Genomic DNA, 13,390 nt, shown 5'->3' with positions numbered 1-13,390 from the left:
AGCATGACCGCGCCCTGGCAGCCATTGCTCGACTGGTGGTTCGGTTCCTCCGAATCAGTGCAAGAGACAGTGGCTGACAAGGGCAAGTTGTGGTTCGGCAAACGCGACAGCCAGGACCTCGACGCGCAAATGCGTTTCGGGGACTGGGTCGAGCAGGCACTGGCCGGCGAATTGACCGAGTGGGCGCAACGCCCCGAAGGTTGGCTGGCACTGGTGCTGTTGCTCGATCAATTGCCACGCATGATTTTTCGCAATTCCCCCAAATCCTTTTCCGGCGACCTCAGAGCTCAAGCGCTGGTGGCGCAGGGTATTGCTGCGGATTTCGATCGGCAGTTGCGGCCCATCCAGCGGGTTTTCATCTACCTGGTGTTCGAGCACTGCGAAAATCTTGCAGTGCAGAACGAAGCCGTCTCGCGATACATCGATTTGCTCACGGAGCTACCAGAGGCTGATCGGAAGCTGTTTACCGACTATCTAGACTTTGCCGAGAAGCATCAAAAGGTCATTGCGCGGTTTGGAAGGTTCCCGCATCGCAATGCGGTATTGGGAAGGGACTCTACGGCTGAGGAGTTGGTCTTTCTGTCAGAGCCTGGTTCCAGGTTCTAATTTTTCGTTGTTGCTGATGCCGCCATCGCCAGCAGGCTGGCTCCCACATTAGGTTTGTGTCGTTCACAAATCCCCTGTGGGAGCCAGCCTGCTGGCGATGAGGCCAGTGAGAGCGCCTTAAATCCTGAAACTACCAACAAGCTGCTTTAATCGCGCCGCCTGCTGTTCAAGGTCGGAGCACGCACGCAAGGTTGATTGCAGGTTTTCTACACCTTCCTGGTTGAGCATGTTGATCTCGGTAATGTCGACGTTGATCGACTCCACCACCGCCGTCTGTTCTTCAGTAGCGGTCGCTACGGACTGATTCATACCGTCGATTTCGCCGATGCGCTGAGTCACGCTGCCCAGACGCTCGCCCGCCTGGTTGGCAATGCCGACGCTGCTCTCGCTCTGGCGCTGGCTGTCGGTCATGGTGCTGACTGCTTCGCGGGCGCCGACTTGCAGTTCCTCGATCATTTTCTGCACTTGCTGCGCCGAATCCTGCGTGCGATGGGCGAGGTTGCGGACTTCATCAGCGACCACGGCAAACCCGCGTCCCGCTTCCCCGGCACGGGCGGCTTCAATGGCGGCGTTGAGTGCCAGCAGGTTGGTTTGCTGCGAGATGCTGGTGATCACTTCCAGAATCTGCCCAATGTTGACCGTGTTGCTATTGAGCGTTTCGATATTGCCGCACGAATCGCTGATCTTCGCCGACAGCTGCTGCATCGCTGCAATGGTTTTATCCACCACTTGCTGGCCGTCTTCGGCCAGTGCCCGCGCGTCGCTGGAATGCTGAGAGGCGAGGGCGGCGTTCTGGGCGATTTCCTGGGCGGCGGCGCCGAGCTGGTTGATTGCGGCAGCAACGCTGCTGGTGCGCGAGGCTTGCTGGTCGGAGTTGAACATCGACGAATTCGAGGCGGCAACCACGCGCAGGGCGACTTCGTTGACCTGGCCGGTGGCCGAAGACACCTCACGAATCGAGGTGTGGATTCGCTCCACGAACCGGTTGAACGACGTACCCAGCGCACCGAATTCATCCTGGCCATGAATGGTCAGCCGTTTGGTCAGGTCACCTTCGCCTTCGGCGATGTCATGCATGGCGCGGCCCATGGTCAGCAAAGGCTGCATCAGAAAACTGATCAGCATGCCCAGCAGCGCAATGATGATCACCACGGCGATGACCATGGCAATGATCGCCGAAGTGCGAAATTCGCTGAGCATCGCGAACGCGGTGTCCTGATCCAGCACCAGCGCGACATACCAGTCTGCCGACGGCACGCCATTGACGTGGGTGAAGGAGATGAACTGGCGCTTGCCGTCGATCTCGACCTCTTTCATGCCGGGGCTGACCTGCGGCGCGCCGCTCGGGTATGCCTCGGCCAGATTCTTCAGCACCAGTTTGCTGTCCGGGTGGATCAGGATCTTGCCGTCGGCACCGACGATGAACGCATGGCCATGGCCACCGAAGTTCAGCGAGTTGATGATTGCGCTGACGCTGGACAGGTCGATGTCAGCACCGGCGACGCCGATCATCTGACCTTCACGCTTCACGGGTGTGGCAACGGTGATGACCAGTTTGCCCGAAGAGGCCGCGATATACGGTTCTGTTACGACAGTCTGCTGCGCACTGTTGGCCGCTTTGTACCAGCCGCGGGCGCGTGGATCGTAGTCGGCGGCGCGATTGCCGGCCGGGATCGAGAACATCACGCCGTCAGTACCGCCGAAATAGCTCAGCTGAAAATTGCTGGTGTAAGCCGGCAGGTCAATGGCGCGTTTGAGGCTGGCCGGCGCACTGCCGTCCACGGCGATCTGCTGGGACAGTGATTGCAGCAGCTGGATGCGACTTTCCAGCCAGGTCTGAATGTTGCTGGTGGTCAGGCTGCCGAGTTCCTGCATCGACGTTTCGGTGCTGGTGCGCAGCGTCTGACGCTGGCGATAGTCGTTGAACATTATGAAACAAGCGAATGCAACGGCCACCACGAGGGCGGCAGCCAACAGGATCTTGTGGCTGAATTTCATGTTTCTGGTCATTAGTTGAGCTACCGCGAAGGGGCTGTTGTAGGCGCAAATTTCTTCCTGATGAATATGTCGACAGCTCAGCGTCAAAGATTAGGCACATTCTGGAAAAGCGACGAAATGCTCAACAGCGAGCGAAAGTTCCTGAAATTTCAAAAAAGCCAGACGAGCGGCTTCACAAATAGCCTGACTATCAGGGAACCAGATAGGGGTTTGCTCTTCTAAGGTTCAGCTTGGCAGCCTATGCCAACCCCCTTCGCTCCAGGAGTTTCAACATGTCGCTGCGATCCATCGCCTTGCTGTCGTTCTGTGTGCTGCTGGCTGCATGCAGCAAGGTCAATCAGGAAAATTATTCCAAGTTGGAGGCAGGCATGCCCAAGGCTGAAGTAGAAGCCTTGCTCGGCAAAGCCACGGATTGTTCGGGTGCGCTCGGCATGTCCAGCTGCACTTGGGGCGACAAGAACAGCTTTATCAGCGTGCAGTATGCCGGTGACAAAGTGCTGATGTTTTCCGGCCAAGGCCTGAAGTAAACCGGGGCAATTGCCCACGGGAGAAAAACAATGAAGCGGTTATTGATCCTCCTTTTTGCCGGCCTGGTATTGGCTGGCTGCGCCACTTCTGGCGAAGATCCTTTGGCGCCGAAAACCGTCGACAGTGTCAATCTGAAGAAGTACCAAGGGACTTGGTACGAGCTGGCCCGACTGCCGATGTACTTCCAGCGCAACTGCGCACAATCCGAAGCTCATTACACGCTCAAGCCGGATGGCAACGTCTTGGTATTGAACCGCTGCCTGACTGAAGACTGGCAGTGGGAAGAGGCTAAAGGCACGGCTTACCCGCAAGTGCCGGGTAAAACCGACAAGCTGTGGGTCGAGTTTGATAACTGGTTCTCGCGTTTGCTGCCCGGCGTGGCGAAGGGGCAATACTGGGTGTTGTACGTCAGCGATGACTACAAGACCGCCATCGTCGGCGATCCAAGTCGCAAGTACTTGTGGCTGCTGTCGCGGTCGCCATCAGTCAATGGCGTCGTGCGAGAAGAATTGCTGAGCAAGGCGCGTCAGCAGGGTTACGACACCACGCGGCTGATCTGGCGAGCGTCGGATACTCAGATGGCGAAGACGTCGCATTGATCGCAAATCCTTTGTAGGAGCCGGCTTGCTGGCGATGGTGTGTCAGCTACATCAAAGTTGACTGACACTCCCCCATCGCCAGCAAGCCGGCTCCTACAGGGATCGGTTGTCAGCCCAGGAGGTCGCGCAGAACCTGGGTGAACGCGCGGTTGCTGTCTTCTTCTGCGGCATGTCGCCCGTCCCGCACCACCCACTGACCATTGACCAGCACGTCACGCACCTGGTGATCGCCACCGGCGAACAACCAACGATTCAAAATCCCGTCACCATTGGCCGTCGCCAGGTACGGATCGTTGCCATCCAGCACCAGCCAATCCGCCCGTTTGCCAACTTCCAGCGCACCAATCGGTTGCCCCAGCGCCTGAGCGCCGCCATCCAGTGCCGCGTCATACAGTGTGCGGCCGACCATCGGCTGGTCCGCGCCATACAAGCGGTTACGGCGCTGATCGCGCAAACGCTGGCCGTATTCCAGCCAGCGCAATTCTTCCACCACACTCAATGACACATGGCTGTCGGAGCCGATGCCCATCCGCCCACCCTGAGCCAGAAAGTCCACCGCCGGGAATATCCCGTCGCCCAGATTGGCCTCGGTGGTCAGGCACAGACCGGCAATGGCGCGACTCTTGGCCATCAGCGTGACTTCTTCCGGGTTGGCGTGAGTGGCGTGAACCAGGCACCAGCGCTGATCGACTTCGGCGTTTTCATACAGCCATTGCAGCGGACGACGGCCGTTCCAGCTCAGGCAGTCGTCGACTTCCTTCTGCTGCTCGGCGATGTGAATGTGCACCGGGCACTGCTTGTCGCTGGCCGCGAGCACTTCGCTGATCTGCTGTGGTGTGACCGCGCGCAATGAGTGGAAACACAAACCCAGGGACTGCGCGGGCTGCCTTGCCAGGATCGGCTGCAGATGCGCTTGAAGCTTCAGGTAACTTTCGGTGCTGTTGATAAAACGGCGCTGACCGTCGTTCGGGATCTGGCCGCCAAAACCGGAGTGACTGTAGAGCACCGGCAGCAGGGTCAGGCCGATGCCTGCAGAGCGCGCCGCCTGACTGATGTGCAAGGCCAGTTCGGCCGGGTCGGCGTAAGGCTGGCCGCTGGCGTCGTGATGAACGTAATGGAATTCTGCGACCGAGGTGTAACCGGCCTTGAGCATTTCGATGTAAAGCTGTCGGGCGATGACACCGAGCTGATCCGGGCTGATTTTTCCGACGAGCCGGTACATCAGATCGCGCCAGGTCCAGAAACTGTCGTTCGGATTACCCGCCACTTCCGCCAGCCCGGCCATCGCGCGCTGGAATGCGTGGGAGTGCAGATTCGGCATGCCCGGCAGTAGCGGACCGTTCAGCCGCTCTGCGCCATCAGCGTGGGAATCGGCCTGGATGCGGGTCAGAACGCCGTCGGCGCTGACCTCAAGACGTACATTATTGGCCCATCCACTAGGCAGCAGCGCGCGATCGGCAAAGAAGGCGGACATGGTTCAGCACCCCATCGTGTGTTATTTGTATATACATATACAGACGTTTGCCTGCTCGGTAAACTCCGGCAAGCTAGCCACCATCATCAGACGATCAAGGATTAACCGTGCCGACTCCGCCCCCAGTGTCACCGTTGGCCGCACACATGGGCGACAGTCCGGCGCCCTTGTACGCCCGCGTCAAACAGATGATCACCCAGCAGATCGATAGTGGAAACTGGCCGCCGCATTACCGCGTTCCGTCGGAGAGCGAGTTGGTAAACCAGCTCGGTTTCAGCCGCATGACCATCAACCGTGCTCTGCGCGAGATGACGGCCGACGGTCTGCTGGTGCGCATGCAAGGCGTCGGTACGTTCGTCGCCGAGCCGAAAAGCCAGTCGGCCCTGTTTGAGGTGCACAACATTGCCGATGAGATCGCTTCGCGCGGCCATCGCCATACCTGCAAGGTCATCACCCTCGAAGAAGAGGCGGCGGGTTCCGAACGTGCGCTGGCACTGGACATGCGCGAGGGACAGAAAGTCTTCCACTCGCTGATCGTGCATTTCGAAAACGATATTCCGGTGCAGATCGAAGACCGCTTCGTCAACGCGCTGGTGGCACCGGACTACCTCAAGCAGGACTTCACCCTGCAGACGCCTTACGCCTATCTGAACCAGGTCGCGCCGTTGACCGAAGGCGAGCACGTGGTTGAGGCGATTCTGGCGGAGGCGTCCGAATGCAAGTTGTTGCAGATTGAAAAGGGCGAGCCTTGCCTGCTGATCCGTCGTCGCACCTGGTCCGGCCGTCAGCCAGTGACCGCCGCCCGTTTGATCCACCCAGGTTCCCGTCATCGTCTGGAAGGACGCTTTCATAAATAAAGAGCCACAAATGAGCGAATTGAAGGTTTTGCGCGCGGTCGATTATCCGCGCATGCCGTGGAAAAACGGCGGCGGCAGCACTGAAGAAATCACCCGCGACGCGGGGAGGGGTCTCGATGGTTTTGGCTGGCGTCTGTCGATTGCCGACATTGGTGAGTCGGGTGGATTTTCCACATTCACCGGCTACCAACGCGTGATCACTGTGTTGCAAGGCCAAGGCATGACCTTGCGGATTGACGGTCAAAACACTCGGCCGTTGTTACCGCTCGACCCGTTTGCATTCAGCGGCGAGAGCCTGGTTTCCTGCAAATTGCTCGGCGGACCCATCCGCGATTTCAATCTGATTTATGCGCCGCAGCGATACAGCGCGCGGCTGCAGTGGCTGGAAGGCGAGCAACGGTTTTTCAGTTCGGCGGGGACGGTGCTGGTGTTCAGTGTCAGCGATGCGCTGGAAGTCAAAGTCGGTAACAGCGCCTCAGAGTTGGGTCGCCACGACTGCTTGCAACTCGACGCAAACAACGGACTGCTGGAAGTCTCCATTACCGGCGCCTGCTGCGTAATCGAACTGACCGCACGCTGATCAACTGCTGAACAGATCCACTGTGGCGAGGGGGCTTGCCCCCGTTGGGTCGCGAAGCGGCCCCAAAAAACAACAGGACTGCTGCGCAGCCCAACGGGGCGGTGCGACGTTTCGCCAAGCCCCCTCACCACAAAAGTCTCTTTACCTGTTTCCCATCGCGCACCATCTTGTTACCAAACGCCCCAGCGTGGCGCAAAGCTACGCTTAAAAATCAGCAGCCACCCCTCCGCAAAATCCCCCTGCAAAAATTTCATCTTCGCCAGAACCCACGGTTCAGGCGCTCTCCAGCCCTGCGCCGGTTTTCTCAAAAGATTTGATTCAAAAAGTTGGCCGCTCGATTGCATATGCTTGTATGTACAAGTAAAGACGTATGCGTATGAGTCGATCGAGACTCTCTGCAGCGTCCACTGATTCGTTTGCGCCGCAACGAAGCGCGCAGGCTGCTTGCCCACTGCCAGGGTTGGTTTGAATTGATCGCTGAGGAGTCTTTTTCGTGACTGACAATAAATCTACGACTGCTTCTTTCACCAAGCGCCGTGACGTTGAAATCCGTGCTGCACGCGGTAACACGCTGACCGCCAAGAGCTGGCTGACCGAAGCGCCGCTGCGAATGTTGATGAACAACCTCGACCCGGAAGTCGCCGAGAACCCTAAAGAACTGGTGGTTTACGGTGGTATCGGTCGTGCTGCGCGTAACTGGGAGTGCTACGACAAAATCGTCGAGAGCCTGACTAACCTGAATGACGACGAGACCCTGCTGGTGCAATCCGGCAAGCCCGTCGGCGTGTTCAAGACCCACAGCAATGCGCCGCGCGTGCTGATCGCCAACTCCAACCTGGTGCCGCACTGGGCGAGCTGGGAGCACTTCAACGAACTCGACGCCAAAGGCCTGGCCATGTACGGACAGATGACCGCCGGCAGCTGGATCTATATCGGTAGCCAAGGCATCGTCCAGGGCACTTACGAAACCTTCGTCGAAGCCGGTCGCCAGCATTACAACGACAATCTCAAAGGTCGCTGGGTGCTGACCGCAGGTTTGGGCGGCATGGGCGGCGCGCAACCGCTTGCCGCGACCCTGGCCGGGGCGTGCTCGCTGAACATCGAATGCCAGCAGGTCAGCATCGATTTCCGCCTCAACAGCCGCTATGTCGACGAGCAAGCTACCGACCTCGACGACGCGCTGGCGCGTATCGAGAAATACACCAAGGAAGGCAAGGCGATCTCCATCGCGCTGCTGGGTAACGCCGCGGAAATTCTGCCGGAACTGGTCAAGCGCGGTGTACGCCCGGACATGGTCACCGACCAGACCAGCGCCCACGACCCGCTCAACGGTTACCTGCCGGCCGGCTGGACCTGGGACGAATACCGCGCTCGCGCCAAGACCGAGCCTGCTGCCGTGGTCAAAGCCGCCAAGCAATCGATGGCCGTGCACGTGAAAGCGATGCTGGAATTCCAGAAGATGGGCATTCCGACCTTCGACTACGGCAACAACATCCGTCAGATGGCGCAAGAGGAAGGCGTGGAAAACGCGTTCGACTTCCCGGGCTTCGTACCGGCTTACATCCGTCCGCTGTTCTGCCGTGGCATCGGTCCGTTCCGCTGGGCCGCACTGTCGGGCAACGCCGAGGACATCTACAAGACCGACGCTAAAGTCAAAGAACTGATTCCAGACGACGCCCACCTGCACAACTGGCTGGACATGGCCCGTGAGCGCATCAGCTTCCAGGGTTTGCCGGCACGTATCTGCTGGGTCGGTTTGGGCCTGCGCGCCAAGCTGGGTCTGGCGTTCAACGAAATGGTACGTAGCGGTGAATTGTCCGCGCCGATCGTGATTGGTCGCGACCACTTGGATTCCGGTTCGGTGGCCAGCCCGAACCGTGAAACCGAATCGATGCAGGACGGTTCCGACGCCGTGTCCGACTGGCCGCTGCTCAATGCGCTGCTCAACACCGCGAGCGGTGCAACCTGGGTTTCCTTGCATCACGGCGGCGGCGTTGGCATGGGATTCTCGCAGCATTCGGGCATGGTGATTGTCTGCGACGGGACGGATGAAGCGGCCGAGCGCATCGCGCGCGTACTGCACAACGACCCGGCGACGGGTGTCATGCGTCACGCCGATGCGGGTTACCAGATCGCGATTGATTGTGCGAAGGAGCAGGGGCTGAACCTGCCGATGATTACCGGCAAGTAACACAGATCTGGAGAAGTGCTTTATGTGGGAGCGAGCCTGCTCGCGAAAGCGGTGGGTCATTCAGCATCAATGTTAGATGTGCTTGCCCCTTCGCGAGCAGGCTCGCTCCCACAGGAAAAGCAAAACGAGTCGAATTCCAAGAACAATCCACAGAGGTTGAATCATGGCTGTTAACAACGCTCGTGCAGGCAGCGAACCGTTGATCGAAAGGCGTTCGATCGACTACATCCCGGAAGCGGAAAGACACGGTCGTCTGTTGAGCCAGTTCACCCTGTGGCTGGGCGCCAACCTGCAAATCACTGCGATTGTCACCGGTGCCCTGGCCGTGGTGCTGGGCGGCGATGTGTTCTGGTCGTTGATCGGTTTGCTGATCGGCCAATTGATCGGCGGCGGGGTGATGGCGTTGCATGCGGCGCAAGGGCCGAAGCTGGGTCTGCCGCAGATGATTTCCAGCCGGGTACAGTTCGGCGTTTACGGCGCGGCCATTCCGATCGTACTGGTTTGCTTGATGTACCTTGGTTTCACCGCCACGGGAACGGTGCTTTCCGGCCAGGCGCTAGGCCAGTTGTTCGGGGTCAGCGACAGCGTCGGTATCCTCATTTTCGCCAGCGTCATCGTGCTGGTCACGGTGCTCGGTTATCGGGTGATCCACTTCATCGGCCGGGTCGCCAGCGTTATCGGAGTGATTGCTTTTGTTTACCTGTTCTACCGTCTGATGAGCCAAACGGACGTGGGCGCTCTTCTGCGAATCCGCCACTTCAGCTGGAGCAGTTTTCTGCTTGCGGTGTCGCTCGCGGCGTCCTGGCAGATCGCTTTCGGCCCTTACGTGGCTGACTATTCCCGTTACCTGCCGAGCAAGATTTCCTCGGTGAAAACCTTTTTCGCCGCTGGCGCCGGTTCGGTGATTGGCGCCCAGGTGGCGATGATTCTCGGCGTGTTTGCCGCCGCATCGGCCAACGGCCAATTCGCCGGGCACGAAGTGGCCTACATTGTGGGTCTGGGCGGTACCGGTGCAACGGCTGCGCTGCTGTACTTCAGCATCGCATTCGGCAAGGTCACCATTTCAACGCTGAACTCCTACGGCAGCTTCATGTGCATTGCGACGATCATCAGCGGTTTTCGAGGTCACTTGCAGGTCACGCGTTTGCAGCGTCTGGTCTTCGTACTGATTATCGTCGGTACTGCGACCCTGATCGCCTTGCTCGGCCAGCACTCGTTCCTCGGTGCGTTCAAGTCGTTCATCCTGTTTTTGCTGGCGTTTTTCACACCCTGGAGCGCGATCAATCTGGTGGACTACTACTGCATCACTCGCGAGCGCTATGACGTGCCGGCGCTGGCTGATCCAAACGGTCGCTACGGTCGCTGGAACGCCTTGGGCATCAGCGTCTATGTTTTCGGTGTGCTGGTGCAGTTGCCTTTCATTGCGACCAAGTTCTATACCGGTCCGTTGGTGGAAACCCTGGGTGGCGTGGATATTTCCTGGATTATCGGTCTGGTGCTTCCCGCCGCCCTGTATTACCTGTGCGCAAAAAAATGGCACGGTTCGGTGCCCGATCATCTGATTCTGCCGGTCGAGCAGGACAGCGTTGCACAACCTGAAACAAGAGTGGCCGGTGGCGCTGCGGCGCAGGCCTGATTGGGACGTGGACAGGGCTGGATGCCTCTTGACTGCCGTAAGCCAATTCATGATTAGGAGCGTCACGACAATGAAATCCAACAAGACCCTGCTGACCGCATTGCTTGCCATGGGCGTGCTGACCGGTGCCGGCGCCACTCAGGCGGCTGGCTGGTGCGAATCGGGCAAACCGGTGAAGTTCGCCGGCCTGAACTGGGAAAGCGGCATGCTGCTGACCGACGTGCTGCAAATCGTTCTGGAGAAAGGCTACGACTGCAAGACCGACAGCCTGCCGGGCAACTCCATCACCATGGAAAACGCCCTGAGCAGCAATGACATTCAGGTGTTCGCCGAAGAATGGGTTGGCCGCAGCGAAGTCTGGAACAAGGCCGAGAAGGCCGGCAAAGTCGTGGGTGTCGGCGCGCCGGTCACTGGCGCGATCGAAGGCTGGTACGTGCCGCGCTACGTGATCGAGGGTGATGCCAGCCGCAAGCTGGAAGCCAAGGCCCCCGACCTGAAAAACATTGCTGACCTGAGCAAATACGCAGCAGTCTTCAAGGATCAGGAAGAGCCGTCCAAAGGCCGTTTCTACAACTGCCCTGCCGGCTGGACCTGTGAGCTGGACAACAGCGAAATGCTCAAGAGCTACGGTCTGGAAAGCACTTACACCAACTTCCGTCCGGGCACCGGCCCGGCGCTGGATGCGGCGGTGTTGTCGAGCTACAAACGTGGCGAGCCGATCCTGTTCTATTACTGGTCGCCGACCCCGCTGATGGGCCAGGTCGATCTGGTCAAACTCGAAGAGAAACCGGGCGTCGACAAGAGCGTGACCATCAAGGTCGGCCTGTCCAAAGTCTTCCACGACGAAGCCCCGGAACTGGTGGCCGTGCTGGAAAAGGTCAACCTGCCGATCGACCTGCTCAACCAGAATCTCGGGCGCATGGCCAAGGAGCGGATTGCTTCGCCGAAACTGGCGAAAATCTTCCTCAAGGAACATCCTGAAGTCTGGCATGCATGGGTGAGCGAAGACGCCGCCAAAAAAATCGACGCGGCCTTGTAGGTCGAGTTTTCCGACTGCCGGCACCGGCAGTCGAACGCTTGATCGCAACCCCTTGATTGAGAGTCTCCTATGTTTCCCGAAAGCTTTACCTTTTCCATCGCCGACTGGGTCAACGGTTGGGTCGATTCGCTGGTCACCAATTACGGCGATGTGTTCCGCAGCATCTCTGACACGTTGCTGTGGGCCATCGTCAATCTGGAAGGCCTGCTGCGTGCGGCGCCGTGGTGGTTGATGCTGGCTATCGTCGGTGGCGTCGCCTGGCACGCCACGCGCAAAGTGGTGACCACCGCCGTCATCGTCGGTCTGCTGTTTCTGGTGGGCGCAGTCGGCCTCTGGGACAAGCTGATGCAGACGCTGGCGCTGATGATGGTGGCGACAGTCATATCGGTGCTGATCGGCATCCCGCTGGGGATCCTTTCCGCGCGCAGCAATCGCCTGCGCTCAGTGCTGATGCCGCTGCTGGACATCATGCAGACCATGCCGAGTTTCGTGTACCTGATCCCGGTATTGATGCTGTTCGGTCTGGGCAAGGTCCCGGCGATTTTCGCCACGGTGATTTACGCTGCGCCGCCGCTGATCCGCCTGACCGACCTGGGCATTCGCCAGGTTGACGGCGAAGTGATGGAAGCGATCAATGCGTTCGGCGCCAACCGCTGGCAGCAACTGTTTGGCGTGCAACTGCCGCTGGCGCTGCCGAGCATCATGGCCGGGATAAACCAGACCACCATGATGGCCCTGTCGATGGTGGTGATTGCCTCGATGATCGGCGCCCGAGGCCTGGGTGAAGACGTGCTGGTGGGGATTCAGACCCTCAACGTCGGACGCGGCCTTGAAGCCGGTCTGGCGATCGTGATTCTGGCAGTGGTCATCGACCGGATTACTCAAGCGTACGGTCGGCCACGGCATGAGGTGAGCAAATGAGCAACGAAGCCATCAGCAAGATCGAAGTCAAAAACGTCTTCAAGATTTTCGGCAACCGTTCCAGGGAGGCGCTGGCCATGGTGGGGCAGGGCAAAACCAAGGATCAGGTGCTCGCCGAAACCGGCTGCGTAGTCGGCGTGAATGACCTGTCGTTGAGCATCGGCACTGGCGAGATCTTCGTGATCATGGGCCTGTCCGGTTCGGGCAAATCCACGTTGGTGCGCCACTTCAATCGCCTGATCGACCCCACCAGCGGCGCGATCCTGGTGGATGGCGTGGACATCCTGCAGTACGACATGGAAGCCCTGCGCGAATTTCGCCGACACAAGATCAGCATGGTGTTCCAGAGCTTCGGCCTGTTGCCGCACAAGACCGTGCTGGACAACGTCGCTTACGGCTTGAAAGTGCGCGGCGAGAGCAAGCAGATGTGCAGCGAACGCGCGCTGCACTGGATCAACACCGTGGGCCTCAAAGGCTACGAAAACAAATACCCGCATCAGCTCTCCGGCGGCATGCGCCAGCGCGTCGGCCTGGCCCGCGCTTTGGCGGCGGACACCGACATCATTCTGATGGACGAGGCGTTCAGCGCCCTTGATCCGTTGATCCGCGCCGAAATGCAGGATCAGTTGCTGGAGCTGCAGAAAACCCTGCACAAGACCATCGTCTTCATCACCCATGACCTCGACGAAGCCGTGCGGATTGGCAACCGCATCGCGATCCTCAAGGACGGGCGGCTGATTCAGGTCGGCACGCCGCGCGAGATCCTGCATTCGCCGGCGGATGAGTATGTAGACCGGTTTGTGCAGCGGCGGGCTGCGGTGGTTTGAAGTTGAAGGGTGGCGAGACTGCTTTTGTGGCGAGGGAGCTTGCTCCCGTTCGACCGGGCTGGCGCTCCAGCGCGAAGCGGTCGCAAGATTTTTGGGGCTGCTTCGCAGCCCAGCGGGAGCAAGCTCCCTCGCCA

12 protein-coding genes and 1 pseudogene are annotated in these 13,390 nt (G+C 59.2%); 10 read left to right on the top strand and 3 right to left on the bottom strand.

Annotated elements, in window-relative coordinates:
- Positions 1–3: 3 nt before the first annotated feature.
- Positions 4–606 carry a DUF924 family protein gene (locus DU29_RS0106080; protein ID WP_028620928.1) on the top strand — a complete coding sequence of 201 codons (603 nt, stop codon included), beginning with the start codon at positions 4–6 and terminating at the stop codon, positions 604–606.
- 117 nt (positions 607–723) lie between these two features.
- On the opposite strand, the gene DU29_RS1000000133675 is transcribed toward DU29_RS0106080, so the two are convergent.
- Both DU29_RS1000000133675 and DU29_RS1000000133670 read right to left on the bottom strand, forming a co-directional pair.
- Positions 724–1,488: a methyl-accepting chemotaxis protein gene (locus DU29_RS1000000133675; protein WP_442961280.1), complete on the bottom strand. Its 765-nt coding sequence runs from the start codon at positions 1,486–1,488 to the stop codon at positions 724–726.
- 93 nt (positions 1,489–1,581) lie between these two features.
- Positions 1,582–2,535 (bottom strand): annotated as a pseudogene (locus tag DU29_RS1000000133670) (HAMP domain-containing protein); the annotation flags it as partial.
- A gap of 341 nt (positions 2,536–2,876) precedes the next feature.
- Here DU29_RS1000000133670 and DU29_RS0106065 point away from each other — a divergent pair.
- Positions 2,877–3,131: a hypothetical protein gene (locus DU29_RS0106065; protein ID WP_028620925.1), complete on the top strand. Its 255-nt coding sequence runs from the start codon at positions 2,877–2,879 to the stop codon at positions 3,129–3,131.
- A gap of 30 nt (positions 3,132–3,161) precedes the next feature.
- On the top strand, positions 3,162–3,731 hold the full coding sequence (locus DU29_RS0106060; protein WP_028620924.1) for a lipocalin family protein: 570 nt from the start codon (positions 3,162–3,164) through the stop codon (positions 3,729–3,731).
- Positions 3,732–3,840: 109 nt separating this feature from the next.
- Here DU29_RS0106060 and DU29_RS0106055 read toward each other — a convergent pair whose 3' ends face one another.
- Positions 3,841–5,205: a formimidoylglutamate deiminase gene (locus DU29_RS0106055; RefSeq protein WP_028620923.1), complete on the bottom strand. Its 1,365-nt coding sequence runs from the start codon at positions 5,203–5,205 to the stop codon at positions 3,841–3,843.
- 146 nt (positions 5,206–5,351) lie between these two features.
- On the opposite strand from DU29_RS0106055, the gene hutC reads away from it, so the two are divergent.
- The 7 genes from hutC to DU29_RS01000000129525 all read left to right on the top strand — a co-directional run bounded on the left by hutC (position 5,352) and on the right by DU29_RS01000000129525 (position 13,256).
- A complete protein-coding gene (gene hutC / locus DU29_RS0106050; protein WP_177326944.1) occupies positions 5,352–6,062 on the top strand; it encodes a histidine utilization repressor in 711 nt (236 codons plus the stop codon).
- A 10-nt stretch (positions 6,063–6,072) separates the two neighbouring features.
- Positions 6,073–6,642 carry a HutD/Ves family protein gene (locus tag DU29_RS0106045; protein ID WP_028620921.1) on the top strand — a complete coding sequence of 190 codons (570 nt, stop codon included), beginning with the start codon at positions 6,073–6,075 and terminating at the stop codon, positions 6,640–6,642.
- Positions 6,643–7,135: 493 nt separating this feature from the next.
- On the top strand, positions 7,136–8,833 hold the full coding sequence (gene hutU / locus DU29_RS0106035; protein ID WP_028620919.1) for a urocanate hydratase: 1,698 nt from the start codon (positions 7,136–7,138) through the stop codon (positions 8,831–8,833).
- A gap of 163 nt (positions 8,834–8,996) precedes the next feature.
- Positions 8,997–10,469 (top strand): purine-cytosine permease family protein, encoded by a 1,473-nt coding sequence (locus tag DU29_RS0106030; protein WP_028620918.1) that lies wholly within the window; start codon positions 8,997–8,999, stop codon positions 10,467–10,469.
- Positions 10,470–10,539: 70 nt separating this feature from the next.
- On the top strand, positions 10,540–11,508 hold the full coding sequence (locus tag DU29_RS0106025) for an ABC transporter substrate-binding protein (protein WP_028620917.1): 969 nt from the start codon (positions 10,540–10,542) through the stop codon (positions 11,506–11,508).
- 69 nt (positions 11,509–11,577) lie between these two features.
- A complete protein-coding gene (locus tag DU29_RS0106020; RefSeq protein ID WP_028620916.1) occupies positions 11,578–12,429 on the top strand; it encodes an ABC transporter permease in 852 nt (283 codons plus the stop codon).
- Entirely contained in the window at positions 12,426–13,256 is an 831-nt protein-coding gene (locus DU29_RS01000000129525; RefSeq protein ID WP_050483078.1) for a quaternary amine ABC transporter ATP-binding protein, read from the top strand. Before DU29_RS0106020 ends, DU29_RS01000000129525 begins: the two co-directional genes overlap by 4 nt.
- Positions 13,257–13,390: the final 134 nt, after the last annotated feature.

Source organism: Pseudomonas sp. Ant30-3, from assembly GCF_000690905.1.
Classification (GTDB): Bacteria; Pseudomonadota; Gammaproteobacteria; order Pseudomonadales; family Pseudomonadaceae; genus Aquipseudomonas.
Note: the sequence above shows the minus strand (reverse complement) of the source record. Positions and strands in the feature narration are given on the sequence as shown.